Source organism: Variovorax saccharolyticus (genome assembly GCF_030316765.1).
Lineage (GTDB): Bacteria > Pseudomonadota > Gammaproteobacteria > Burkholderiales > Burkholderiaceae_C > Variovorax > Variovorax saccharolyticus.
In genome coordinates, this window is sequence record NZ_JASZYT010000005.1 from 319,076 (window position 1) to 345,567 (window position 26,492).

Annotated in this window: 16 protein-coding genes; 6 read left to right on the top strand and 10 right to left on the bottom strand. The window is 66.9% G+C overall.

Going from position 1 to position 26,492, the window contains the following annotated elements:
* Positions 1-12: 12 nt before the first annotated feature.
* The 4 genes from QTI45_RS17750 to QTI45_RS17765 all read right to left on the bottom strand — a co-directional run bounded on the left by QTI45_RS17750 (position 13) and on the right by QTI45_RS17765 (position 11,491).
* Complete coding sequence (locus QTI45_RS17750; RefSeq protein ID WP_286655368.1) at positions 13-1,692, bottom strand: type I secretion system permease/ATPase; 1,680 nt, start codon at positions 1,690-1,692, stop codon at positions 13-15.
* 69 nt (positions 1,693-1,761) lie between these two features.
* Positions 1,762-8,994 carry a peroxidase family protein gene (locus QTI45_RS17755; protein WP_286655369.1) on the bottom strand — a complete coding sequence of 2,411 codons (7,233 nt, stop codon included), beginning with the start codon at positions 8,992-8,994 and terminating at the stop codon, positions 1,762-1,764.
* Between the two features lie 152 nt (positions 8,995-9,146).
* Positions 9,147-9,815, bottom strand: a complete 669-nt coding sequence (locus QTI45_RS17760; protein WP_286655370.1) for a DUF1488 family protein — start codon at positions 9,813-9,815, stop codon at positions 9,147-9,149.
* 125 nt (positions 9,816-9,940) lie between these two features.
* Positions 9,941-11,491, bottom strand: a complete 1,551-nt coding sequence (locus QTI45_RS17765; RefSeq protein WP_286655491.1) for a TerC family protein — start codon at positions 11,489-11,491, stop codon at positions 9,941-9,943.
* A gap of 349 nt (positions 11,492-11,840) precedes the next feature.
* Here QTI45_RS17765 and QTI45_RS17770 point away from each other — a divergent pair, with 349 nt between their 5' ends.
* The 3 genes from QTI45_RS17770 (at position 11,841) to QTI45_RS17780 (ending at position 13,411) form a co-directional block, all read left to right on the top strand.
* Positions 11,841-11,993 (top strand): hypothetical protein, encoded by a 153-nt coding sequence (locus tag QTI45_RS17770; protein ID WP_286655371.1) that lies wholly within the window; start codon positions 11,841-11,843, stop codon positions 11,991-11,993.
* Positions 11,993-12,466, top strand: a complete 474-nt coding sequence (locus tag QTI45_RS17775) for a hypothetical protein (protein ID WP_286655372.1) — start codon at positions 11,993-11,995, stop codon at positions 12,464-12,466. Before QTI45_RS17770 ends, QTI45_RS17775 begins: the two co-directional genes overlap by 1 nt.
* Before the next feature lie 123 nt (positions 12,467-12,589).
* On the top strand, positions 12,590-13,411 hold the full coding sequence (locus QTI45_RS17780) for a MipA/OmpV family protein (protein ID WP_286655373.1): 822 nt from the start codon (positions 12,590-12,592) through the stop codon (positions 13,409-13,411).
* A 44-nt stretch (positions 13,412-13,455) separates the two neighbouring features.
* Here QTI45_RS17780 and QTI45_RS17785 read toward each other — a convergent pair whose 3' ends face one another.
* Positions 13,456-14,631: a PepSY-associated TM helix domain-containing protein gene (locus QTI45_RS17785; protein ID WP_286370501.1), complete on the bottom strand. Its 1,176-nt coding sequence runs from the start codon at positions 14,629-14,631 to the stop codon at positions 13,456-13,458.
* 187 nt (positions 14,632-14,818) lie between these two features.
* Between QTI45_RS17785 and QTI45_RS17790 the strand changes: the two genes are divergently transcribed.
* The gene (locus tag QTI45_RS17790; RefSeq protein WP_286655374.1) at positions 14,819-16,996 is read left to right on the top strand and encodes a TonB-dependent siderophore receptor; all 2,178 of its coding nucleotides are present in this window, start codon (positions 14,819-14,821) and stop codon (positions 16,994-16,996) included.
* A 100-nt stretch (positions 16,997-17,096) separates the two neighbouring features.
* On the top strand, positions 17,097-18,626 hold the full coding sequence (locus QTI45_RS17795; RefSeq protein ID WP_286655375.1) for a methyl-accepting chemotaxis protein: 1,530 nt from the start codon (positions 17,097-17,099) through the stop codon (positions 18,624-18,626).
* A 78-nt stretch (positions 18,627-18,704) separates the two neighbouring features.
* Here QTI45_RS17795 and QTI45_RS17800 read toward each other — a convergent pair whose 3' ends face one another.
* Positions 18,705-20,354, bottom strand: a complete 1,650-nt coding sequence (locus QTI45_RS17800; protein ID WP_286655376.1) for an EAL domain-containing protein — start codon at positions 20,352-20,354, stop codon at positions 18,705-18,707.
* Here QTI45_RS17800 and QTI45_RS17805 point away from each other — a divergent pair.
* Positions 20,340-20,675: a cupin domain-containing protein gene (locus QTI45_RS17805; RefSeq protein ID WP_286655377.1), complete on the top strand. Its 336-nt coding sequence runs from the start codon at positions 20,340-20,342 to the stop codon at positions 20,673-20,675. The genes QTI45_RS17800 and QTI45_RS17805 overlap by 15 nt on opposite strands.
* A gap of 24 nt (positions 20,676-20,699) precedes the next feature.
* On the opposite strand, the gene QTI45_RS17810 is transcribed toward QTI45_RS17805, so the two are convergent.
* The 4 genes from QTI45_RS17810 to QTI45_RS17825 form a co-directional block, all read right to left on the bottom strand.
* The gene (locus tag QTI45_RS17810) at positions 20,700-22,244 is read right to left on the bottom strand and encodes a hybrid sensor histidine kinase/response regulator (RefSeq protein ID WP_286655378.1); all 1,545 of its coding nucleotides are present in this window, start codon (positions 22,242-22,244) and stop codon (positions 20,700-20,702) included.
* A complete protein-coding gene (locus QTI45_RS17815; protein WP_286655379.1) occupies positions 22,241-23,746 on the bottom strand; it encodes an ATPase domain-containing protein in 1,506 nt (501 codons plus the stop codon). Before QTI45_RS17815 ends, QTI45_RS17810 begins: the two co-directional genes overlap by 4 nt.
* 160 nt (positions 23,747-23,906) lie before the next feature.
* Positions 23,907-25,115 carry a sugar transferase gene (locus tag QTI45_RS17820; RefSeq protein ID WP_286655380.1) on the bottom strand — a complete coding sequence of 403 codons (1,209 nt, stop codon included), beginning with the start codon at positions 25,113-25,115 and terminating at the stop codon, positions 23,907-23,909.
* Positions 25,112-25,816, bottom strand: a complete 705-nt coding sequence (locus QTI45_RS17825; protein WP_286655381.1) for a hypothetical protein — start codon at positions 25,814-25,816, stop codon at positions 25,112-25,114. Before QTI45_RS17825 ends, QTI45_RS17820 begins: the two co-directional genes overlap by 4 nt.
* Positions 25,817-26,492 lie beyond the last annotated feature (676 nt).

The following is a 26,492-nucleotide window of genomic DNA, read 5'->3' on the forward strand; positions in this document are numbered from 1 at the left end:
CTTTCTGGCGGGTCATGCGGCGCGCTCGGTGAGCGCCGCCTGCGCCTGCCTCTGCATCGACTTCATCAACTCCGCAGCCGGCCCGAACTGCTTCACGTGGCCGCCCTCGAGAATCAGGATCTTGTCGACATGCGCGATCAGGGACGGGCGGTGCGTCACCACGATCGAAGTCACGCCTTCGGCGCGCAGGCTGCTCAGCGCGCGGGCCAGCGCGATCTCTCCCTCGGTATCGAGGCTGGCGTTCGGCTCGTCGAGCACCAGCAGGCGCACGTCGCCGAACATCGCCCTGGCCAGCGCGATGCGCTGGCGCTGACCGGGCGACAGGCGCGAGCCGCCGTCGCCGATCGGCGTGTCGTAGCCCTGCGGCAGCTGCACGATCATGTCGTGGGCGTTGGCGCGTTGGGCCGCGGCGATGATCGCTTCCGCATTCGGTTCCCCGAGGCGGCCGATGTTGTCCGCCACGGTGCCGTCGAACAGTTCCACGTCCTGGGGCACATAGCCGATCCAGGGTCCGAGTTCGCGCCGTGGCCAGGTCGACATGTCGTTGCCGTCCAGCCGGACCGTCCCGATGGTCGGCTGCCAGATGCCGGTCAGCAGCCGCGCGAGGGTGGATTTGCCGGCAGCGCTGGGCCCGATGATGGCCAGGGACTCGCCCGCGGACAGGCTCAAGGACACGCCGGAGAGCACCAGTTTCTCGATGCCGGGCGGACGGAACGAGATGTTGTCCACGCGCAAGCGGCCGGTGGGGCGAGGCAGCGCCAGGCGCGGGGCGTCCTTCAGCTGACCGCAAAGGTCGCGCAGGCGGCGATAGGCCGAGCGCGCCTCGCTGAGAACCCGCCAGCTGCCGACGATCTGTTCCACCGGCTGCAGGGCGCGGCCGAGCAGCACGGTGGTGGCGATCATGACGCCCGCCGAAGCCGCCTGCGTGAGCACCAGGTAGGCGCCGATCGTCATCATCATGACCTGCACGCCCTGGCGCACAAAGCGTGATGCGGCGCTGAAACTCACGCTCGCATGGCTGGTGCTGCCTTGAAGGGCCAGCGCTTCGTCCTGCTGCTTGCGCCAGCGGTCCAGCAGGCGCTCGGTCATGCCCATGGCCTGCAGCACCTCGGCGTTGCGCAGCGAGCCTTCGACGTAGCGCGAGGCCTGGCGCACTTCCTTCTGTACCGTGTCCAGCGACTTCCGGTTCATGCGGTCGTTGAGCCAGGCCAGGCCGATCATGAGGACGGCGGCGCCGGCGGCACCCCAGCCCAGCGCCGGATGGAAGACCGCAATGACCGCCACATAGACCACGATCCACGGCGCGTCCATCAGCGCCGTCAAGCCGTTGGCCGAGAACAGGCTGCGCAGCGTGGCGATGTCGCGCATCGCATCGGGCCGCGCGTGAAGCGGCGAGCGGGCAGCAGCGGTGACCACCGCGTGCACCACGGGCGGCGAGAGCCGCTCGTCGATCACGTTCCCCATGAGATGCTGCAGGCGCAGTCGCACATAGTCCAGCACGAGCAGGATCGCCAGTGCGGAAGCGACTCCCGCCAGCAGGACCCACAGGGTGTCCCGGCTGTTGGTCGGCAGCACCCGGTCGAACACCTGCAGCATGAACAGCGCAGGCACCAGGTACAGCAGATTGATGACGAATGAAAAGAGTGCGAGGTTGAACAGCAGCGGCTTCAGCTTGGCCCAGATCGGCGTCATGTCTTGGTCTCCTCCGTTGTGCAGGGCCGGCCGCTCGCGCAACCGGCCCCGTCCCTCTTCACCTTGCGCTCAAACGAAGTCGAAGTTGTCCGCCGTGACCGTGGCGTTGGCCGTGAAGGTGCCGATGTGCGTCAACTCCGCGGCGGTGATTTCCCCGCCGCCGGCCTGGACCCACTGCCACACGGAGAAGCTGTTGCCGCCTCCGGTGTCGTTGATGACCAGCATCGCGTCTTCGCCGTTCAGGGCGGTGATGACGAACTCGTTGTTGAACGCCGCCGCGACCGCCGCTGCACTGCCCAGATTGCCGGTGGTCACGCCTTCGGCGGCGACCGCGCCCGACAGCAGCAGCGCCTCGACGTTGGCGTTGGCCTGGCCGATCGTGACGTTCACCGTGCCGGCGCCCCCGTTCCCCGAAGCGAACAGGAAGTTGTCGTCGCTGTTGCCGTCGTCCCAGGCCGTGTTGAGCGCGCCGGCGAACTCGATGCGATCGTCCGTCGCGGTCGTTCCGTTGGAATCGAAGCCGGTTACCGTGTCGCCGAACTCGCTGGCAGCGCTGAACCTGAAGACGTCCTGCAGGTTGTCGTTGGTGGCGCCCGTGTTGATCTGATCGGCACCATCGCCGCCGATCAGGACATCGGCTCCCGCCCCGCCGTTGATGATGTCGGCGCCGGCCCCGCCGCTGATGGTGTCGTTGCCGGCCCCGCCGTTGAGCGTGTTGGCGCCCGCGTCGCCTGTCAGTGTGTCGTTGCCCGAGCCGCCGGTGATGTTCAGGATGCTCGTGATCGACGTGAAGCCGGTCGCCGTGTCCGTTGCCCCCGAGAGATTGACCGTCACGTTCGAGGTCGTGGCGCCATAGGACAGCGTATCGGCGGCGCCACCGAGATTGGCGCTGATGGCCTCGACGTTGGTGACGGTCCCGCCTTCGATCGAGGTGATGGCCGTGCCGGTGAGGACGACATCGAGGACATCGTTGTTGCCGGCCCCGAGGATGTTCAGCGTGTCGGTTCCGGTACCGCCGTCGATGGTGTCGGCGCCGCCGCCGATCGTGTAGGTGAAGGTGTCCGCCCCCGCGCCGCCGTTCAGCACGTTGTTGGCGGTGCTGCCGGTGATCGCGTCGTTGCCGCTGCCTCCGGTGAAATTCTCGATGGCCACCAGCACGTCGGAATTGGCCGCGTTGGAGCCCGACCCGCCGACGATGATCTGACCGGCGCCGCCCAGATTCACGCTGAGCGCGGCGGCCGGCCCGTAGGACGAATAGTTCGCCGTGTCCGTTCCGGCGCCGCCATCGAGGGTGTCGCGAACGTTGTCGATCGTTGCGTTCAGCACGTCGTTGCCGGCGCCGCCGCTCAGAACGTTGGCGACCCCGTTGCCCGTCAGCGTGTCGTTGAAGTTGCTGCCCAGCAGGTTCTCGATGGTCGCCAGCGTGTCGGTGCCCGCGCCCACGGTGTTCTGCGCTGCCGCGATGGCCAGCGAAACGGTCACCCCGGTGGCTGCCGTGGCGTAGCTCGCGGTGTCGATGCCGCCGCCCCCGGTCAGCACGTTGTTCGAGGCATTGCCGGTGATGACGTTGGCCAACCCGTTCCCGGTCCCGTTGGCCGCGGTGCCCAGCAGGACCAGGTTCTCGACATTCGCTCCGAGCGTGTAGGAGACGGTCGCCTGCACGGTATCGGTGCCGTCGCCGCCGTTGACGCTTTCCCCCGCGTTGTCCACGAGGATGGTGTCGTCGCCGGCGCCGCCGTTCATGACGTCCACGCCGAGGCCGCCGTCCAAGGTGTCGTTGCCGTCGTTCCCGTTCAAGGTGTCGATGCCGTCGCCTCCCAGCAGGGTGTCGTTGCCGTCGCCGCCGTTCAGCGTGTCGGTGCCGACGCCGCCATTCAGCGAGTCGTCGTCGTCGCCGCCATTGAGGATGTCGTTCCCGTCGCCGCCGATCAGGATGTCGGCGCCCAGACCGCCGTTCAGCGTGTCGTTGCCCAGGCCACCGTCCAGCGTGTCGGCGAGGTCGCCGCCGCTGATGACGTTGTTGAGTGCATTGCCCGTGCCGACGAACTGGTCCGCGTCGAGGCCGGTGTACGTGAGGTTCTCCACGTTGTCGACGAGCGCGAGCGAGTACTCGGCCATTTCGGTCTGCACTTCGTCCGTTCCGGCGCCCGCCGCCTCGACCACCACGTCGGCCAGGTCATCGACGATGTAGGTGTCGTTGCCGCCCAGGCCCACCATCGTGTCGGCGTCGAGGCCGCCGTCCAGCACGTCGTCGTCATTGGCGCCCGAGCCGCCCACCAGCAGATCGTCGCCGGCGCCGCCGTTGAGCGTGTTGTCGCCGGTGCCTCCGAAGATCAGGTCGTTGCCGCTGCCGCCGGTGATGACGTCGTTGGTGCCGTTCTCGCCCGCGATGAAGTTGTTGACCACCGAAGCCGACAGGTTGATGGTGCGACCACCGCCGGTGGGGTCCAGGCGGCTGACCAGGTAGTCGTCCGCTCCGAGCAGGTAGCCCTGGAAGACGCCGTCACTGAAGTTGATTCGCTCCACGCCGGTGCCGGCCGTGCCGCCGGTGAAGTGGCCGGCGACGGTGACGGTCTGGCCGTTGAAGTTGAGCACCAGGCTGCCGGTAGTCGTGGCGGTGTTGTTGTCCGCGGCGTTGAGGCCGGTGATCGGGTTGAGCGTTCCGGCCACCGGTTCCAGCACACCTGGCAGTATCACGATGCGGTCGGCGGTGCCGCCGCTCGTCGCGCTGACCGCCTCGTTGATCGTGTCGCTTCCGTCCGCGAGGCCGAAGCTGTAGGTGTCGTCGCCCAGGCCACCGTTGAGCGTGTCGTTGTCCGCCCCGCCGACCAGCGTGTCGTTCCCCGCACCGCCGTTCAGTGTGTCGGTTCCGGCGCCGCCGATCAGCACGTCGTTGCCGCCGTTGCCGTTCAGGATGTCGTTGCCTGCGAAGCCCATCAGGATGTCGTCGCCCTCCGTGCCGTTGAGCACGTCGTCGGCATTGGTGCCGGCGACGATGTTGAGGACGACGCCGCCATCGAACTGCAACCTCTCGATGCCGCTCAGCGTGTCGGTTCCTTCGATCGCATCGGCGCTGATGTCGGTCACGGTGAGCCGGCCGTCGCTGGTGCTCCCGAAGGCGTAGTTGGCCAGCGGACCCACGTACGCGACCGTGTCGATGTAGACCGGGGCCGGTTGGCCCGGCAAGAGCGCCGGAGTGCCCGGCATGGGGCCCGAACTGATCGATCGGACGATCGCCAGCTGGCCTGGATTGATGGTTCCCGCGAACATGCTGTTGACCAGCGTCTTCATGCTGCTGTGAAGCGCGATCGGCGTACCGAGGTGCTCGGGATCGTTGGTCGCGAAGACACCGATCTGGACATTGAGCCATTTGTCGCCGTCGATGATGTCGTCGCCGCCGCCGCCCCGGATGAGGTCGCTGCCCTCGCCGCCGAGGATGATGTCGCCGGCGATGAAGCTGGTCGCGGTGTCGCCCAGCAGGGCCTGCAGGCCGCTGATGCGGGCGATGCCGGCGGCGTCGAGCGCGCTTCCGGCGTAGCCTTCGGTGCCGCCCTGGAGGAAGGGCAGCCGATCTGCGGCGACCGTGTCGGCGCCGACCAGCACGTCGTTGAACCGCGTGCCGGACAGGCCTTCGACCGATTCGTAGGCATCGAGCGTGCCGTTCTGGGGCGGCGTCGGGTTCTCGTCGAACACGATGGCACGGGTCAGGTCCGCGTCCACTGCGAAGGTGTTGTCCTTGTAGGTCACCCAGTCCCAGCCGGACATGCCGGCCAGCTTTCCGCGGCCGGGGCTGCCGACCATGATGTCGTCGCCGCCCTCGGCGATGAATTCGTCGAAACCGCCGTCGCCCAGGAAGACGTCGTGTCCCACGATGCTGTCGCGCGCGAAGATCTCGTCGAAGCTGTCGCCCGGCGCGCCGTCGAAGGTACCGGTCTCGATCCAGTCGTCGCCCTCGTTGCCCAGGATGCGTTCGGCGTTCTTGCTGCCGAGGATGAAGTCGTTGCCCTGGCCGGCGAACACTTCGGAGCCGGCATCCGTGCCGAGCACGATGAAGTCCTGGCCGTCGCCTCCCATGATCAGGTCCAGGCCGGGGCCGCCGTGCACCACGTCGTTGCCCGCGCCGGCCTTGATGTTGTCGTCGCCGCCCAGGTCGCGGACGATGTCATCGCCGTCGCCGGCATTGATGATGTCGTTGCCCGCGCCGCCTTCGAGGATGTCGTTGCCGCCATCCGCATGGATCGTGTCGTCGCCTTCGCTGGCGATGATGATGTCGTTGCCTTCGGTCCCGCCCAGCACCACGTGCTGATCGCCCGTGTACCGGAGATAGTTGGTGTCCGGCCCGGCGGTGGCGGGATTGTTGCGGATCACCAGCGGCGTCAGGATGCCGCCGCCGACGGGATCGCCGTCGAAGCGATTGTCGGCGCTCTCGTCCACGTCCGGCGTCGCCGGGTTGTCGAGCAGGATGCCGTCCGCGCCGGCTGTTTCAAGCCCGAGGATGCCCGGGAAGGGGTTGTACTGCTGGGTTCGATCCATCTCGAGGATCAGGCCGGGTGTAGAGAACACGTCCGACGGCAGGTGCGTCGCGTTCGTGTTGGTCATGATCATCTCGGCGAAGGAGTTGTTCTCCATCTCGCCGAACAGGTGCAGCCCGTCGAGGCGCTGGAGGTAGTAGAAGCGGTCGCCGTTCTGCAGGTTCTCCATCTGCTGCTCGAACACGAAGTTGAACGTGGAGCCCAGCATCCCGCCGAACGGAAGAATCTTCTCTGCCAGCCCGCCGATCCACAGATCGACGTTGTCGAGCCCTCCGCGGGCGCCGCTCCCGGGGCCGTAGGCTCCGGTACCGTTCAGGAAGTCCTCGGCGTCGACCGGAACCAGCAGGCCGTCGACCGAGACCCCGGTGATGATCGTCAGCGCTGCGTCCCGCCTGCCTTCGATCGTGGTCTGGCTCGTGATGAGCGAGTGCGTTCCATAGGCCGCGATGAAATTGATGATCGAGGCCTCGTGCTTGAGGTTGCCCGCGAAGTCGACCCAGCTGTCGTAGGGCCTGAGTTCGGCGGCGTTGTTGGTGGCGTCGTAGAACTGTGCCCGGGCGGCGTTGAGCGATGGCACGCCGGTGTCGCGGCCGCGTGCGAGGTTGATGGTGGCGAGGTCGAGCGGAAGGCCCAACAGGTTGTTGCGCAGTGCGCCCGTCACGAACTCGTCGATCTCGTTGCCCACCTGCCGCGTCATGCCCCGGATGATGGCGCCGGCGGCCACGTCGTCGGTGATCGCATGCTCGGAGTCGAACGCAACCGGATTGAGGAAGCCTTGAATCAAGCCGATGTTGTCGGCGTTGAAGCTCGGGTCCAGGCGGTCGATCGACTCGGTGAGCATCGAGTGGCCGAAGCGGTACACGACGTGCGCGAACTCGGCCACGATCGAGGGATCGATCGTGACGTCGAAGCCGTCGGGCACCACGAACGGATTGATCTGCGGCTGGATCTTGCGCGCGAACTCCTCGAACACCAGATGCTGGTATTGCATCTCGGTGGTGAACTTGGCGGACTGGAACAGCCGCTCGCCATCCCAGACCAGGGTGCCGAGGTCGGTCGGCAGGGCGTCGACGTCTTCGAGCAGCCACTCGTTGAGGAAGTCCAGGTTGCCGCCCTCCGCCACTTCCAGGATGACCTGCTTGTTGTGCTCGACCATGCGGTTGTGCTCGGCATGGAACACATGGTGCACGGCGGTCAGGCCGATGTTCTCGTTGACGCGGCCGTCACCGGCGATGAAGTGGGCGTCGAGCAGTTCGTTGTCGTACTCGGTATCGCCATTGCCCGGATTGGCCAGGCCGATCGTGATGTCGCCATCGGCGAGCTTGCCGATCGGCACCGCCTCGTGCGCGATGTCGGCCAGGAAGGCGTGTCCGGTGCGCAGCGCGGAGACCGTGGGAGGCGTGAGCGGGTCGCCGTCCGGCACCAGGTCGGACGGATCGACGGGGTTGTCCGGCGTGCCCGAGAAGACGATGTCGTCCGCCGTGTTCGGAATGCCATCGGCGCCGATGCCCGCGATGACCTGCGCGAATCCGGTCACCGGATCGGGAATGAAGTTTCCGTATTGGTCCGTCCTGAGCAAAGGCACGCTGCCGACGTCGAAGTCTGTCAGCTTGATGCCCAGCAGCAGCGCCTGTGCCTTGACCTCGCCCCATGTCGCCATGCCACCGTTGGCGCCTTCGATCAGCTTGCCGGTCGCGACCGGTTGGCCGGCGTCGTTCAGCTCGTACTGGCGCAGGAAGACCTGATGCGAGGAATGCGAGGTATAGGTCTGGTTCTGGTCGACGAAGGAGGTGGTGGTATTCACCGGACCGACGTCGTCGGCGGTGCCCATGACGCCGTCCTGTCCGGCCGAGACGGTGGCACGCGTCAGCACCATGAAGTTGGTGTGGCTGCCTTCGACGTAGAGTGGATCGTCCGGTTGCAGGGGAATGAAGACGGTGCCGCTGCCTCCCTTGTTGACCAGGTCGAGGCCGTGATCGAAGAACTGGCCGAAGAGGGTGAACCACGAGTTGAAGGAGGCCGAAAGACCGCCGTCCGGCGAGATGTTGGGCAGGCTGACGTTGTCGCCGTCCATCGTGATGCCGAAGGGCTCGACCCCGGCGTCGCGAACCACGCGGGCGGCGTCCAGGGTAGCGACCGTCGTGGCGTGCTGGGACTGTGCGGTCGCCAGTGCGGTCTGGGCCGCCTCGACATCCGCAGGCGGCGACTCGGGATTTGCCAGCAGGGCATCCAGCGCGCTCTGGGCGTTCTGCGCGACGACGCGCGCCTGGTATTCGGCATCCAGGGCCGGCTTGAAGGTCTGATAGACGGCTGTGACCAATGCAAGGTCGGCCATCGCGTTGCTCGATCCGGCGCGCTCCAGCGCAGTCAGGATCGCAGCCGGATTGCCCAGGGTCTGATCGACGAGCAGGTTGGAGATGGTTCGCAGGCTCGAGTCGAAGACCAGCGAATTCGGGTTGTTGCTCGGGTTGTAGTTCGGCGCCGTCTGCATGGCGGGCGCGCCCCCGGGCCCGTCGGGATCGAACAGCGTGCCGTCAGCCGGCCGGTAGACCGGATCCATCAGCGACGGGAACTGCTGATCGGCGGCACCCCAGGTCTCGTGAAGCAGGTTGTTGTAGGTGCCGTCCACCGTCCGCAGGCCCAGGCTGAGGTTGTATGCGGGGACCAACCCACCCGGCCCGAACAGAGGTTGACCGGCAGCATGAGCTTCCGAGATCTTGATCTGCGCAAGGATGAATTCGAGGTCTGCTTGGTTGACGGTAACGGACATGTCGCGGCTCCTCAGGTTGTGAAAGCATGTTGGAGAACGTTTCTTCCAGCAACGACAGTCTCAGCGCCGACTCTTAAGATCTCCTTAAGTTTTGATGAGTAGTTGATCGGGTGGCGGCATCGCCAGTGCAAGGCACCGGAGGCGGCCCCGCATCAGACCGAATCGAAATCGGAAGCCCGGACGATGATCGGCTCACGCTGCGTGGCGTCATAGCGCGACCATGCGGCCACGTTGATCGCCACATGGTTCTCTTCGTATGCGCTCACCGCGCGGCTGGCGCCATCCGAGGCGTGCACGCTGGCCCCGAAATGGGAGGCGAGCGCGTCGTCGGTGATCAGGGCTTGAATCTCGCGGCCTTGCGCGGCGAGGGCGAAGGCCACCCCATTGCCGACCCAGCGCGCGCCGCGTGAGCCGCCGATCCGATGGCCGTTCGCATCGACGTCCCGGGCGGCCTCGAGAGGCGCCCGATCGGTTTCCAGGTCTTCCACCTCGGGATCGAGCGGGGGATCCTCGATGACTTCGGCCGATGCGAAGTCCCGGTCCAGGTACATCATTTCGTAGTCGCAGATCTGGATGATGTCCCGGTCCAGCAGCGGCCGCAGCATCACCTCATCGCCGTTGACCAGCGTGCCGTTGGTGCTGTGGAGGTCGTGAAGCGTGACGAACCGACCTTGCCGCGTGAGGACGACGTGCGTCTTGCTGACGGTGGCGCTCGGAAAGACCAGGTGGTTGCTCTTGCCGCGACCGATCCTGAACTCGCCCTCGAGGAGCCGCACGTTGCGCAGCGCTATCCCGTTCTTCGTCACGATCAGAGTCGGCATCGCTAAAGTCCTCGCTTGCCTGGGATGGTATGCGGGCACACGCGCAGAGCCGCCAGTCGTCACACGAGGAGAGCAATGAGACGAACTGATACAGCACTGGCGAAAGCCAATGAGCGGCCCTTGCCTCAGTGTTCACTTTCGGACATGACCCGGCGAACCGCCACCGACTTGATCCTCTGCTCGTCAGCGTCGGTGATCTCGAATGCGAGATCGTCGTGCGTCCAGACTTCGCCGATGCCGGGGTGGTGGCCGAGTTTCGCCAGCAGCAGCCCTGCCATCGAGATGTAGCTGTCATCGTGGCTCACGAGGCCGTGGGTTTGCAGCACCTGCTCCAGCAGGCGCAGGTCCGCCGTTCCGGCGACCGACCACTGGCCCGGCCCGGTCGCCTGGACTTCGAGTGTCTCGTCTTCGTCGGGAAACTCCCCCGCGATGGCTTCGAGCACATCGATCGGGGTGACCAGGCCCCTGAGCGCGCCGTGCTCGTCGTTGACGAGGACCAGCTGGCCCCGTGCCTTGCGCAGGATCTCTATGACGCGAATGGCGGTCGTCGATTCGGGAACATAGAGCGGCGCACGGAGACAGGTCTCGTCGAGCCTGTCGTTCTGCATGATCGCTGCCAGCAGGTCCTTGGCGCGTGCGGTGCCGACGACCGCGTCGAGCGAGCCCCGGCAGACAGGGAACATGCCGTGCGGTGTGTCCAGCAGTTGTGCTCGGATATGTCCGGGCGCATCGTCCAGGTTCACCCAGGACACGTCGGAGCGCAAGGTCATGATCGAGCGCACGTTCCGTTCGGCGAGCGTGAGGACGCCGCTCACCATGTGGCGCTCCTCGGGCGCGAAGGCCGGCGCCTCGGCCTGCGCACTGCGTGCCGGGTCTTGCGCCATCGCTCCGTCCCGGCCGCGCCCTCCGAGCAGGCGAATGACGGATTCGGCGGTGCGCTCGCGCAATGGCCGGCGCGCCTGCGCCTTCAGGTCATTCCGGTGCGCCCACTGATTGAACACCTCGATGAGGATCGAGAAGCCGATGGCCGCATAGAGGTAGCCCTTGGGCAAATGAAAGCCAAGGCCCTCGGCGACCAGGCTCAGTCCGATCATCAGGAGGAAACTGAGGCACAGCACGACCACGGTCGGATGGGCGTTGACGAAGCGCGTCAGTGCCTTGGACGCGAGCAGCATGACGCCGATGGAGATCACCACCGCGGCCATCATGACCGGCAGTTGATCCACCATGCCCACGGCCGTGATGACCGCATCGAGCGAGAAGACGGCGTCGAGCACGACGATCTGGGCGACGACCACCGAAAAGCTTGCGTAGGCCGCCGTCGCCGGGCCGGTGTGCGGGACGCCCTCCAGACGCTCATGCAATTCGGAGGTCGCCTTGAACAGCAGGAACAGGCCTCCCACAAGCAGGATGAGGTCTCGGCCGGAGAAGGACAAACCGCCCAGACCGAACAGGGGTGTCGTCAGTGTCACCAGCCAGGAGACGACCGACAGCAGCGCCAGACGCATCACGAGGGCGAGGCCTAGCCCGATCACCCTGGCCTTGTCGCGCTGATGCGGAGGCAGCTTTTCGGCCAGGATGGCGATGAAGATGAGGTTGTCGATGCCGAGGACGATCTCGAGCACGACCAAGGTCAGCAGGCCCACCCAGGCGGCGGGGTCCGAAAGAAGTTCGATCATGGGGATGGATTCACGCGCCGGAGCAAGCCGGCGAGCGACAACACGGAAAGCCCGGGATGGTCGGAACCATGTCGGGCAAGGCTGGAGGCGAGGGGGGATCGAGATCGGGTGATCTCGTGGCAGTCGGCCCAGGGGCGCTGGCGTTCGCCAGCAACCTACTGGGCGGCTCTGAAGCAGTGGTCACAGCCTCAGTCTACGCAAGCGACGGCTCGGCCACGGACGAAATCCCTGCACCGGCGACGGAAATCGAAGCACCCCCGCCTCGCGCTGTCGGCACCATCGCGTTCCGTGCGCCCCATGCGCAGGCCCATTTCGTCGCCGTGGCGGCATTCAACTTCGCGATCAGATGAACGAACTTTTCACGATGGCGGCCATCCTGGCCGTCGTTCTTTCCTTCCTGGCCTGGAGAGAGCACGCCTCGGCCAACCAGCGGGATGCGGGATTGCTTGCGAGCATTGCCGCTCTGACCGGCGTCGGTGCCTTGCTGGCGCTGATCTGATGCTGCCGCAGGGTGCGAGCGGGAGTTCGCCCGGCGCCATGCGCGTGCTGAATCGCGCGGCGCTGCTTCTATGCGGGGCGTCGGCACTCGGCTGTACCGATGGCTATCCCACCAACGATGCGGTCAGGCTGGACGCAATGTCTCCCGTCGAGCATGTCCGATCCCTCAACCGCTACCTCGAGCTTTCGCGAGCGCAGTCCGATACCAGGCTGACGGTGATCGATGCCTGCACGCTGTCCAGCCGAGGCGAAGCAAAGCAAACCCGAATCGGGCTTCGCGCCATCACCGTGACCTTCGACACCCGGCCGGACAGCGGCGAGTATCTGGTGAACGTCAGGGAGCCTGCCGCCGGTGACTCCGGGCAGGTCAGCTACGCGGTCAAGGATTGGGTGGCCGCGACCGCCTTCCGCTCGCACCTGCAGCAACTGCAGCAGCTTTGCCTCGACGGAAGTCGAAGCGCGGCGACGGGGTAGCGGGGCGCGATCGAACTCCACGTGAGAAGATCGCTGTCCTTTTTGCGTGACGAGGACCGGAAAGATCTGATCGAATTCCGGTTCCCGCCGATCGACTTCCGGCATCGACCACCAGACCCCCGCATGAACACCATTCGCACATTCAGCGCACGCCTGCTCCTCGCGGGAACGACGCTCGCCGCAACGCTCGGCGCGCAAGGCGTGCAGGCCCAGGCCTTGCTCGAACAGGCGGCGGACACCAACTGGCGCTTCTCGGCCGGGCTGGGCGTCTTCAGCCGCCCCAAGTACCCGGGCAGCGACGACACGCAGATCGTGCCGGTGCCCCTGGTCAGTGCCAACTACGGGCGCTTCTTCATCGGGGGCACCCCCGGCGCCGGCTTTCCGGTCGGCGTGGGCGCCAACCTGATCCAGAACGATGCCTGGCGCTTCGGCGTGGCGCTGGGCGGGGAGCTCAGCAAGCCACGCTCGGCCTCGGATGCGCCGATGCTGCGGGGTTGGGGCGATATTTCTGAAACGGCACTGGGCAGCGTGTTTGCCGCGTACACGCAAGACTGGCTCAGCGTGCGTGGCTTCGTGGTTTCCGATATCGGGGGCAACGACCAGGGCACGCGCATCGCCATCGACGTCGAAGGACGGTACCAGGTGAGCGACAAGCTCACGTTGTCCGCGGGACCCGGCGTCACCTGGGCCGACGGCAAGTACACGCAGACCTTCTATGGCATCAGCGCCCAGCAGAGCCTCATCGCCGGCATCGGCCCGTATGCGGCTTCAGGCGGCCTCAACACGGTCCGCTTCTCGGTCGGTGCCCAGTACCAGCTGACGCCGCAGTGGAGTCTTGGCGCCAGCGTGATCGCTGCCTGGCTCAAGGGTGATGCCGAGGACAGCCCGGTCACCAAGGACAAGTCGCAGAACACGTACGGCATCTTTGCCTCGTATCGTTTCTGACGGGCGTTCCGACTTGCGGCTGACCGCGGCCCGGCAGCTCCCGGTCAAGACGCCTGCCCGAGCGCCTCGCCCTCCCGCGCGTCCGCGGCTTCGCTGGTGCCTGCAGCCTGGGCAGCAGGGGCCGTCTGCTTGCCTTTCCGGAGCCAGAGGTAGAGCCCGCTGCCCAGCACGATGATGGTCGCGATGTCGAGCAGCGCCCAGAGGATCTGCATCGGCATGCCGCCGTAGTCGCCGAAGTGCAGTGGCTGCGACAGCAGCAGGCCCGTGAGGTACCAGGGCAGTTCGGGCGCTGCCGTGAGCTCGTTGGTCTTCGCGTCCACCAGCACGGGTTGCAGCAGGCGTGAAGTCAGCGGTTCGTTGCCGCGCAGGAACACGGCGTTGTGGTGCGGGCTCGAGAAGGCGGTGCCCGGGAAGGCGATGAAAGACGGCTTCATGCTCGGCGCGTGCGCCAGTGCGACCTCGAGCGACCGCTGCACCGAGCCGCGTTCGGCCGCGGGGACCACCGGCTGGTCCTTGTAGGGCGCCATCAGCACCGTGAGCTTGTCGTACTGCCAGTACTTGATCAGCAGATCGGCCCAGGTGTTGATCATGCCGGTCGCACCGACCGTGAAGGCCCAGACCAGGGTCACGATGCCCAGCAGGTTGTGCAGGTCCAGCCATCGAAGGCGTGGCCGCTTGGCGCGGCGCACGGTTCCGAAATCGAGCTTGCGCATGAAAGGCGCATAGAGCACCACGCCCGAGACGATCGCGACCAGCAGCAGCAAGCCCATGAAGCCGAGGAACAGCTTGCCCGGCAGGCCCGCGAACAGGTCGACGTGCAGTTTGAACATGACCCACATGAAGCCCTCGTCGAACTTGGGCTGACCCAGTACCTCGGCGGTGCGCGCGTCGACCACCACCGATTTGAAGTCCTCGGTCGGCGCCGGCGTGGGCGTGAGCGTCACGAACCACTTCGCGTCGTCGTCCTCGGCCTGCGAGACGAACTGCACGACGCGGTCGGGGTGTCTGGCGCGCGCCACCTCGAGCACCCGGTCCAGGCTGGCGCGCGGCGTGCCTGCAGGCATCTTCGGCGCCTCCACCTCCGTGCCGAGCAGGTGGCCGATCTCGTGATGAAAGATCAGCGGAAGGCCCGTGATGCAGAGCAACAGCATGAAGACGGTGCTGATGAGGCTGCTCCACTTGTGGACCCAGGCCCAGGCTTTGATCCCGCGACTGCTCACGCTGTGCTCCTGTGCTGATCGGGCGTTGCCAGACAGCAACAATGCCACGCTCATTCAAAACAAATGATTATGATTCGCATTATCGTTAATGGGGCCGATCCGGTCAATTTCGGGGCCCGCAGCGCCCAGCGAGGCCCCCGGGGGATTTCGAGCGGGCCATCAAGAGGAAAGAAGAATGAAGAGGGAAATGAAGTCGTTCCGTGCCGGTGCACCGGGTCCGCTGAGGCTGCTGGCCCTGGCCATCAGCATGGCCATTCCGGCACTGGCGGGCGCGCAGGACGCCGGCAACACCCTGTCCGAGGTGCGGGTCACCGGGTCGACCGAAACCACCGAGGGTTCGGGCTCCTACACGACCTCCGGCCCCTCGCGGACAGCCACGCCGCTTGGCCTGACCCTGCGCGAGACACCCCAGTCCGTGACCGTGATCACGCAGCAGCGAATCGAAGACCAGAACCTCCAGAACATCACCGAGGTGCTGGCCAACACGACCGGGATCTCGGTCAACCAGTACGAAACCAGCCGGGCCCAGTTCACCGCACGCGGCTTCGACATCAACACGCTGATGATCGATGGCGTTCCGACCACCTGGCAGCAGCCCTGGAGCTCGGGTGAGATCTTCACGAGCACGGCCATGTACGACCGGATCGAGGTCGTGCGGGGCGCGACCGGCCTGACGACCGGTGCGGGCGACCCGTCTGCGGCGGTGAACCTGGTGCGCAAGCGAGCCACGAGCACGGTGTTCACTGGCAGTGTGGAACTGGATGGCGGCAGCTGGAGCACCGGCCGCGCCATGGTCGATCTCTCGACACCGGTCAACGAGGCGAAGACATTGCGCGCGCGCGTCGTCGGCGAGTACTCCGACGGCAACAGCTACATCCGTGGGCTGAGCAAGAGCAACGGGACCCTGTTCGCCACCTTCGAGGCGGACCTCGGTCCCAGCACGCTGCTGACCGCGGGCCTGGGTCGCCAGCAGGTGGACTCGAAGGGCCCCATGTGGGGCGGCCTGCCGGTCTGGTACAGCGAGGGCTTCCGGACGAACTGGGACCGTTCCAAATCCACCGCCGCCGACTGGACGCGCTGGGACACGAGTCTAGACACCTACTTCGCCTCGGTCGCGCACCGCTTCGACAACAACTGGAAGCTCAGCGCGAGCTACAACCACGGCGAGCGCAAGGCCGACTCCCACCTGCTGTATCTCTCGGGCGCGCCGAGCTTCCTGACCGGCCAGGGCATGTTCGCCTTCGCCGCCTCCTACGACGTGACGACGAAGCAGGACGACTTCGCCGTGCAGACCAGCGGTCCCGTGCAACTGTTCGGACGCGAACACGAACTGGCTTTCGGCTACACGAGCTCGACGCAGAAGTTCAACGCGCAGGACCGCGCCGCGCTGCCGACATCGTTCGGCATCGTGCCGAACTTCAACCTCTGGAACGGCACCTACCCCGAGCCGGTCTGGGGGCCGCTGGCCCACTACGGATCGAGCGAGACCAAGCAGGACGCCGTCTACGGCGCAGCTCGCTTCAGCATCAGCGATCCGCTCAAGCTGATCGTCGGTGCGCGCGTGACCGACTACCAACGCTCCGGCGACGAGCGCTTCAGCAACCCCTTCGACCAGAAGTACAACGGCGAAGTCACGCCGTACCTGGGCGTGGTGTACGACCTCACGAAGCAGATGTCCCTGTACGCGAGCTACACCGACATCTTCCAGCCTCAGATCGCACGCGACATCAATCGCAACTACATCGAGCCGATCAAGGGCGAGAGCCTGGAGACCGGGATCAAGGGCGCGTTCCTCGACGGCCAGCTCAACGCGTCGGCCGCCATCTTCCAGATCAAGCAGAAGAACCTGGCAGTGGCGACCACCGAGACGATCCCGGGCCTCGGCGGCTTGCCGGAGACCGCCTACCGTGCATCGGACGGCGCGACCAGCGAAGGTTTCGAACTGGAAGCGACCGGCGAAATGGCGCGGGGCTGGAACATCAGTGCCGGCTACACGCAGTTCCGCCTGAAGGACGAGGCCGGCCGCGATGTCAACAGCATCTATCCGCGCAAGCTGCTGCGGCTGTTCACCACGTATCGCCTGCAGGGCGCGCTCAGCGGCCTGACCTTGGGCGGCGGCGTCAACTGGCAGGGCAGCACCTACACGGACGCGATCAATCCGCTGGGCTTCGTCGAGCGCATCGACCAGGGCGCCTACGCGCTGGTGTCCCTCATGGCGCGCTACGACTTCAACCCGAGGCTGTCGCTCCAGCTCAACGTCAACAACCTGCTGGACAAGAAGTACTACGGCATGTTCGACGCCTACAGCCAGATCACGTACCTGCCACCGCGCAACGCGACCCTGACGATGCGCTACCGGTTCTGAAGGCCTGGCGTTCGTCGGACGGGAACAGAGGGGGCTCAACATTTCGGCCGCGGTGCCGATAAGCGAGAGAAACCTCTTGCTGTCGCCCCACCGCCACCCGATGAAACTCAGAACTCGAATCCTTCTCCTGTGCGCTGCCGCGCTGCTCGGCCTGGTCGTCCTGGCATCGGTGTCGCTCAACACGCTTCGGCAGACGATGATGAAGGAGCGCACCGCGCAGCTCTCCACGCTGGTGGTGCTCGCGAACGCCTCGCTCGAGAAGCTGCATGCGCAGGAAAAGGCCGGCGAGCTGACGCGCGAGGCAGCCCAGAAGGAAGCGAAGAAGCTGATAGGCAGCCTGCGCAAGGACGAGCTCTATTTCTTCGTGCGTGGCTACACGGACGACGTGAACCTGGTGCACCCGAACCCCAAGCGCGTGGGCATCGTCGACGCCAAGGGCGGCAAGGAAGCCGGCGAGCGCTACCGCGCGGCGCTGGCCGGACACAGCGTCGCCACCCTGACGGCCTACGGCACCCGTCCCGGCGCCAAGGCTGAGGTGCAGAAGCTCTACGCGATCATCAAGTTCGAGCCCTGGGACTGGATCGTCGGCTTCGGCGACTACATCGACGACATCGACACCGCCTTCTGGCGCAGCACGGCAATCCTGCTGTCCATCGGCGGCGCACTCATGCTGGTGCTGGGCGGACTTGCCTGGAGCATGGTTCGCAGCCTGTATCGACAACTCGGCGGCGAGCCCGCCTATGCCACCGAAGTGGTGCAGAAGATCGGCTCAGGAGACCTGGATGTCTCGGTACGGTTGCGTGCGGGCGACAGCAGCAGCCTGCTGCACGCCATGCATCGGATGCAGCAGAGCCTGGCCGGCACCGTGCAGGAGATCCGCGGCTCGACCGAGACGATCGCGACCGCGTCCGGGCAGATCGCCTCGGGCAACCAGGACCTGTCCTCGCGCACCGAGGAGCAGGCCAGCTCGCTCGAAGAGACCGCGGCCTCGATGGAAGAACTCACCAGCACGGTCAAGCAGAACGCGGACAACGCGCGCCAAGCCAACCAGCTGGCCGTCTCGGCCTCCGAAGTCGCAGTCAGGGGCGGCAGCGTGGTGAGCCAGGTGGTCGGCACCATGGGCGCCATCAATGCATCGTCGCGCAAGATCGTCGACATCATCGGCGTGATCGACGGCATCGCCTTCCAGACCAACATCCTGGCGCTCAATGCCGCAGTGGAAGCCGCGCGTGCCGGCGAGCAGGGCCGCGGCTTCGCGGTGGTGGCCTCCGAGGTGCGCAGCCTGGCGCAGCGCTCGGCGGCGGCGGCCAAGGAGATCAAGGGGCTGATCGACGACTCGGTGAGCAAGGTCGAGGAAGGCAGCAAGCAGGTGGCCGAGGCCGGTCACACGATGGAAGAGATCGTCGACAGCGTGAAGCGGGTGACCGACATCATGGGCGAGATCACGGCAGCCAGCCAGGAGCAGACCTCGGGGATCGAGCAGATCAACCAGGCGATCACGCAGATGGACCAGGTGACGCAGCAGAACGCGGCGCTGGTGGAGGAAGCCTCGGCGGCTGCGCAATCGCTGCAGGAGCAAGCGGGCGGCCTGGTGCAGGCGGTCAGCGTGTTCAAGGTCCGAGGGCGCTAGGATGCGTTTCGCAACTCATCGACCCATCGGCCCTGCTCACCATGCCCACACCTCCTCGCGATGCCGCACGGGGAGGCCTCATGTGTTCGCAAAGACCAGGAACTCCTCGACCGGCATGGCCTTGGCATAGAGCCATCCCTGCGCGTAGTCGACACCGTGGGCAAGCAGATAGTCCGCCTGCGCCTGGGTCTCCACGCCCTCGGCGACGATCATGAACCGAAGCTCCTTCGCCAGTTCGATGATGTGCGGTGCGACGCACGCAGTCACGGTCTCGAGACCGACGGTGTCGACGAAGGACTTGTCGATCTTCAACGCATCGATCGGCAACTTCTGCAGATAGGACAGGCTCGAGTACCCGGTGCCGAAGTCGTCGATGGCCACCACATAGCCCGCGGCGCGGGCCTTGTCGAGCCACGCACGGGGTGCACCGTCGTCGACGAAGCCGCGCTCGGTGACCTCGAGCCAGACCTGTCGCGGCTCGATGCCGCGCCGCGTCAGGTCGTCGAGCAAGCCGAGGAGGCACTCGCCCTCCAGGTCCCTGGCGCTAAGGTTGATGGCCACATGCAGAGTCCGATCGGCGGCCAATGCCGCTCCGAGATCTCGCCCGACCGCGGCGATCACCTGCTCGGTGATCTGGACGATCTGCCCGGTCTCCTCTGCCACCGGGATGAACAAGTCGGGCTTGACATAGCTGCCGTCCGCCAGTTGCCACCGCACCAGCGCCTCGGCGCCCACGCAGCGGCCGGTGCGCAGTTCGATCAGCGGCTGGTAGTGGACGCAGAATTCGCGGTTCCGGATGGCGATCGCCAGCTCGCCGGACAGCGACAGGCGACGCCTGGACAACCAGACCACCCCGGCGGCCATGAACCCGCCCATCGCCACGCCGATCGGCAGCAGCACCCGCTGCTGTCGCGCGAGATCGTCGGCGATGCGGGACCGCGGCCCCAGCACGACCGCGACCACGTCGCCGTCTTCCGTGCTCACCATGACGTGGCTGTCGTCCAGGTCCTTGCCCGGGTGACCGACGAGATGGCGCACCTGGGCCGGATCGGGCGCGTTGCGCGTTGCCAGCAGCGCGCCGGCATGCGTCGCCACCGCGAGTTGCATCGCCGGATCGATGACCACATCGACCAGCCGCGCCGGATCGATCAGCACGTTGTGGTTTCCGTACCGCATCGCCAGCAGCGGGCGGCTCTCCCGCACCACCGACAGCACATCCCTGCTCAGCTTCACGCCGTCTTTCGTGACGGCGTCGATCGGCCCCTGATGCACCGTCTGCGTCGTGATTCCCCACGATGTGCACTTCAACAGGTCGTCTTCGAAGAAGCCCATCTCCTGGACCGAGATCGTGTTCAGGGTTGCCGCCTGCATCTGCGCGATGTGCTCCGGAGAGCAGGGCGCGGTCCGAAGCGGCTCGAGCGCCCACAGCGCCTGCGCGGTCTCGTCCATCGTGCGCCGGGTTCGCAGGATGACGCGTCCGGCGACTTCGGCGAGCTGCTCCTGCTCATCCCGGACCGCACGCGCCCAGGCCAGGTAGAACATCGCAGCCACCGGCACCGCCACCGCGCCCACCGCGAGCGCCACGGCGACGACGATGACCTGGGTGCGTTTGCGGGCTTGATGCGGCATGGACTGCGCCTTGTGCGACACCCGACTGTATCTGCCAGAACGGGCTTCTGGACAGCGCCGCCCGGCCTTGCCATACTGGCCCGCATGGCACTCGTCCACACCGCATCCGGTCAGGTCGTGAATCTCGCCGCGCTGGATGTGCAGGCCACGGAAAGCTGCGCACTCCTGAAGGCCGACGACATCGAGCTCATGTGGCTGGTGCTTCCGGCCGGCAAGCAGATGCCGGCGCATGCCGTCTCGACGTCGATGACCTTGCAGTGCCTGCGCGGTCGGGTCGAGGTGCGCCTCGACACCAGCATCCAGCTGCTCGAGGCGGGTCAGGTCATGGTTCTCGCCGGCGGCTTGCCGCACGGCCTGCAGGCGCTGGAAGACAGCAGGCTGCTGATGACGCTCGTGCTGCCGGCGAGCCGCACCGATTGAACCCGGGCGAGGCCGCTGCCCGCTCTAGGCAGCGCGAAGCGCCGTCATGAACTCCGCGAGATTCAGCGGCTTCAGCAGGTGGTGGTCGAAACCCGCCGCTGCGATGCGTTCCTTGTAGCCTTGCTGACCCCAGCCCGTGAGCGCGATCAGCATCACCTGGTCGCCGCCGGGCTCGGCCCGCAGATGCCGCGCCAGGTCGCAGCCGTCCATGCCGGGCATGCCGATGTCGAGCACGGCGATGTCGAAGCGCTCGGATTGGGCCACCCGGAGCGCCTCCTCCCCGCCGTAGGCCACGAAGGTCGTCGCCCCCAGCGTTCGCAGCAGATCCGCCAGGCTGTCGGCCGCATCGCGGTTGTCGTCGACGACGAGGATGACTTCGTCCAGGGTCGGGCCCCAGGCATCCTGCGATGCGATCCCCGGCGGCGGTGCCAGCGGCGCACTCTTGGCCAGGGGAAGGCGCACGGTGAACTCGGCGCCCAGGGCCAGGCCCTGGCTTGCGGCCTCGACGCTGCCGCCGTGCAGTTCGACAAGGCTCTTGACCAGGGTCAGGCCGATGCCGAGGCCGCCCTGCGCCGCCTTCGAGGTCCCGCTCACCTGCACGAACATGTCGAAGATGGACTTCAGCATGTCCGGCGACAGGCCGGTGCCGGTGTCGCTCACCTGGATCACGGCCTGGCGGTCCTGCTGTCCTGCGCTGACCCGGATGCGGCCGCCCGTGGGCGTGTACTTTGCCGCGTTGTTGAGCAGGTTCGAAAAGACCTGGGTCAGGCGCACCGCGTCGCCACGAACCACGAGCGGCTCGGCGCCCATCTCGACGGACAGCGTGTGGCCCGCCCGCTCGACCAGCGGCCGGCTCAGCTCGATCGCGTCGTCGATCACCGCGTCGAGCAGCACCGGCCGCATCTGCAGTTCGATCTTGCCGCGCGTGATGCGAGAGACTTCCATCAGGTCGTTCACCAGTCGCACCATGTGATCGACCTGGCGGCGCATGAGCTCGTAGTACTTCTCGGACTCCTCCGGCGACGGCCGCTTGCGCGCGAGCAGCGACAAGGCGGTGCTCAACGGCGCCAGCGGATTGCGCAGCTCGTGCGCCAGGGTGGCCAGAAACTCGGTCTTGCGCTGGTCGGCATCGCGCAATCCGTCCAGGAGGTCCCGCAGTTCATATTGCCGGCGGCGCGAGCGCAAGGCCGTGCGGACCGCACTCACGAGGGCCGCCACGCGCATCGGCCGCTCGATGACCGTCACATTGGCAAATTCGTCCATCACGTGCGCGATGGCCCGCGAGTCCGCCCCCTGTCGCGCCAGGACGATCACCGGCAGGTCGGACCAGGGTCCCTGCGAGGCCAGCGCGACCTTCAGTTCCGTCATCACCGGACCGGCGATCACTTCCTCGGCCAGCATCACGGCGCCGGCACCGGCCGAGAGTTCCCTGACCAGCCCGGCCATGTCGGTGCAGACTTGCGGATCGAACTGCGCGCGTTCGAGCACGGCGCTCGCGATCAGGGCGTCCCTCGAAGTCGCCGTCCGCAGCAGGATGCGGAAGTCCAGCCTGGAAGGTGCCTCGCTCACGGTGTTGAACGGACGCCGTCGATCGGCACCGGAATCCCGGTGAGGATGCCGCGGAAGTTGCGCAGCGGCTCGCCGACCCTCACGCCATCGGAGGTCAGCGTGAAGGCGCGGATGGTCCGCTCGTGGGCGCCGCCACGCTTCTTGAGCACGGAGATGGCCTGCCTGACTTCGCCGTCGATTTCGTAGTAGCGCAGCAGCACCACCGCATCCGCGAGATAGCTCGCGTCGACCGGCGTCTGCATCTGCATGCCGATCAGGCCGTGCTGCGCGCCGATCAGCATGGTCGCCACGCCGTACTGGCCCAGATAGGTCAGCAGCTCATGCAGCTGGGCGATCAGGAAGCGCTCGTCCGGCATGGCGTTGAGATACCCGTTGAGGCTGTCGATGACGACCACGGTCGCATGGTGCTTCTCGACCGCGTCGCGGATCTCGTGCACGAACTCGCCCGGTGACAGCTCTGCGGGGTCGATCTGGCGCACCCGGATGCGCCCGGAATCGATGTGCGTGGCAAGGTCCATCCCCATGCCCTCGCAGCGCGTGCGCAAGGTGTTGATGCTCTCGTCGAAGATGAACAGCGCGGCGCATTCGCCGCGCCGCGCGGCCGCAATGGCGAACTGCACCGCCACGCTCGACTTGCCGGTGCCCGGCGCGCCCACGAAGAGCGTGCTGGTGCCTTTTTCCAGTCCGCCGCCCAGCAGTTGGTCCAAGGCCGGCAGGTCGCTCGGAATGCGGGTCTGCGTCAACGGCGACACGTGCTCCGCCGCGATCAGCCGGGGGAACACGCGCAATCCCCCGCGTTCGATCTTGTAGTCATGGAACCCGCCCCGGAATTCCTTGCCGCGGTATTTGCTGACCACCAGCCGGCGCCGCGACGCTCCGTAGTCGGGGTTCAGCTGCTCCAGCCGGATGACTGCGTGCGCAATGCTCTGGACCTGGAGGTCCTGGTCGGAAGCGGTCAGGTCGTCCAGCAGCAGCACGGTGCACATGCGGCCCGTGAAGAACTGCTTGAGGGCGAGGATCTGGCGGCGGTAGCGCAAGGAGCTGCCCGCCAGGAGGCGCAATTCGGAGAGCGAGTCGAACACCACCCGGGTCGGCTTGATGACGTCGACATCGGCGAGGATGCGCAAGGTCGTCTCGCTCAGTTCGACCTCCGAGGGGTGGAACATCGTATGTTGCTCGTCCGGTTCCAGCGCATCCTGCGCCGGGAGCATCTCGCGCACTTCCACGCCGCGCATGTCCCAGCCGTGCGAATTCGCCACACCCTCGAGTTCGGCCTTGGTTTCCGACAGCGTGACGTACAGCACCGACTCTCCGAGCGCGGCGCCTTCAAGCAGGAACTGGATCGCGACCGTGGTCTTGCCGGCGCCGGGCGCGCCCTCCAGCAGGTAGAGGCGATGCGGCGTCAGGCCTCCGCCCAGAATGTTGTCGAGGCCGGGAACGCCCATGCGCAGCAGGGCGAGCTGTTCCACGTTGCCGACCTCGGGGGAAACGTTGATGGTCATTCCTTCTCCTGCAACGCGCATGGCTGCCTGTATCGCTTTCGCGGGGCGAACGCGAGGACGACAATGGATCGCCAATGCTAGAAATCCGGCCCTTGGTCGAGGGTCGGCTGGCTGCCCTTGCGGCTGTAGGTTTTCGCCGTCTCCGAGCTCGATGGCTGGATCAGGATGACCCGTCGCCGCTCAGCACCACCCAGAAGGTGCGCGCGAGAATCTGCGCGTCCAGGCGCAGCGACCATCGCGCTGCATACCGGGCGTCCAGGGCAACGCGATCGGCATAGGGGAGGTGATTGCGGCCGCTGACCTGCCACAGGCCGGTGATGCCAGGTCGCATGTGGCAGTAGTGACTCCAACTGTTTCCGTACAGGCTGCGCTGTCGAACCATGCAGGGACGTGGGCCGACCAGGCTCATGTCGCCCCTCAGCACATTGAAGAACTGCGGCAGTTCGTCAAGGCTCAGCCTTCGGATCGCTCGCCCCACGCGCGTGATGCGTGGATCGTCTTCCAGCTTCTGGAATCGGTCCCATCGAGCTCGCGCAGCGGCGTCTTGCGCCAGATGACGCAAGAGGGTTTCGTCCGACTCCTTCAACATGGAGCGGAACTTGTAGCAGCGAAACGGTTGACCACCCTGGCCCAGTCGGGTCTGCCCATAGTGCACCGGGCCACCCATGCCGATGAAGACCGCGGCGGCCACGAGCAGGTAGAGCGGACCGAGGAACACGAAGAAGGCCAACGCGCCCACGATGTCCACCGAGCGCTTGAGCGCTCGCTGGAACCGTGTGAGGCGACAGGGTTGCGGGACGGCATCCGGGTGCAGGCTCATGGGATACCACCAGCTGGGCACGTCACGCAGCATCTCGGGGTCCGGGTCCTGCAGGTCGACGCGAACGTCGTTGAATCCGAGTCCATCCATCGAGGTGATGTTGACGATGTGTGTCGAGAACATCTCCCCGAACGCGAAGGTCAAGGTGATGAGCCCGCGCCCGGTGATCCGGACCATGAGCAGCCTGAGACAGTCGCAGAACTCGGCCTTCGACTTCATGGGCGCTTCGAACATCACCATGATTCCCGCCTCGACAGGACGTTCACCGAAACGCCAGTCGGCGTTGTAGGCCTCCAGCGCGTTGGCTGCGACGAGTTCCCGGGCTTTCTCACTCAGAGCATCGATGTTGTCGATGACCTTTTCGGCGAGGGCCAGCGCGGTCTCGGCGGCTTGGCCCTCCGGGTTGACCGACACGCCAATGACTCCGTTCTCCGATTCGACCCGTCCCTGAAAGACGCCCGCGGTACGACGCAGCCGGCCCATCGCCGGATGGTCGATGGCTTGCGCCTGGCCGCCTGGCGCTCTCATCTTCTCGAGCAGTGCAGTCATGGAAGTCTCCGTGATGATCTGGCGTCGAAGACGCCTTGTCGTGCGAGGCGCGCTCTCTCCGCTCTCGCTTTCCGTCCCCCGGTGTCGTCGCAACGCCAGGACCTTTTTTTCACCTCAACGGCCCGGGCCACCGCCGCCTGGGCCGCCACCGCCACCGCCACCGGGGCCGCCGCCGGGGCCGCCGCCGCCGGGGCCGCCACCGCCGCCCGGGCCGCCACCGGCACCGCCACCGCCACCGCCACCGCCACCGGGGCCGCCACCGCCGCCCGGGCCGCCACCGCCACCTGGGCCACCGCCTGGTCCACCGGCACCGGCCCCGCCACCACCGCCACCACCGCCGGCGCCGCCGCCGCCGCCGCCTCCAGAACCACCACCCGGGCCCCCGCCTCCAGCACCGCCCGCGCCAGCGCCGCCACCGCCGCCGGCACCACCCCCAGCCCCACCGCCGGGTCCACCACCTGCGCCGGCTCCTGCGCCGCCACTTCCACCGCCGGGGCCGCCGCCTGCTCCAGCCCCCGCACCGGCACCAGCCCCAGCTCCGGCACCAGCCCCAGCCCCAGCACCGGCACCAGCCCCAGCCCCAGCACCGGCACCAGCCCCAGCCCCAGCACCGGCACCGGCACCGGCACCGGCACCAGCACCGGCACCAGCACCAGCACCAGCACCAGCACCAGCACCAGCACCAGCACCAGCACCAGCACCGCCGCTCGCGCCGGAGCCCACGCCGCTGCCGCCCGGATCGGCCGGGCTGTTCGCGACCGCGACGCTGCCGAACGTGCCCGTGCCCTTGGAGGCGAGTGCGGAGGAGATCACCGCGGCTGCCGCGGTGAACGCGCTCGGCGTCTGGCCCCCCGTCGTCGGCACGCTCACGCAGGGCGCTTCGCCGAAGGGGTTGTACCGATCGCAGCCCGGTGTGCTGGCCGCGGTCCGGGTCGGTGAGGTTGGCACTCGTGGTGTGGAGCGTGGCGTCAGCGGCGTACTGTCAGGGCGAGCCGGCGCCTGCGGCACGATCATTCGGCTCTCGGGGGCGAGGCTCAGCGCCGGACTTCGTCGGGCGGCCAGGATCGCGGGCTCGGCGCTTCTCTTGCGTGCGCTGACGCGGTCACTCGGTGGCGTGCTGGGGCGCACCCTTTGCGGCGGCGCCGCCGTGGCGGTTTTTCGGGCTTCGGCATTCGGTCCGTTCTCACGCGCTTGCGGCTGCGCCGAGGGTTCCGGCGCGCGCGGAGCTTCCGGCGACGCGGTGAGGGTCTGGGCTGGCGCGACCTGTGGCACGGCCGAGACTTCGGGCTCGGCCGGTGCTGCGGCCGCCGGTGCGGACTCGACCGGAGGCGCCGGCGCGGGATCCACGGCCGGCCCCGGAATCGGAACAGGCCGCGG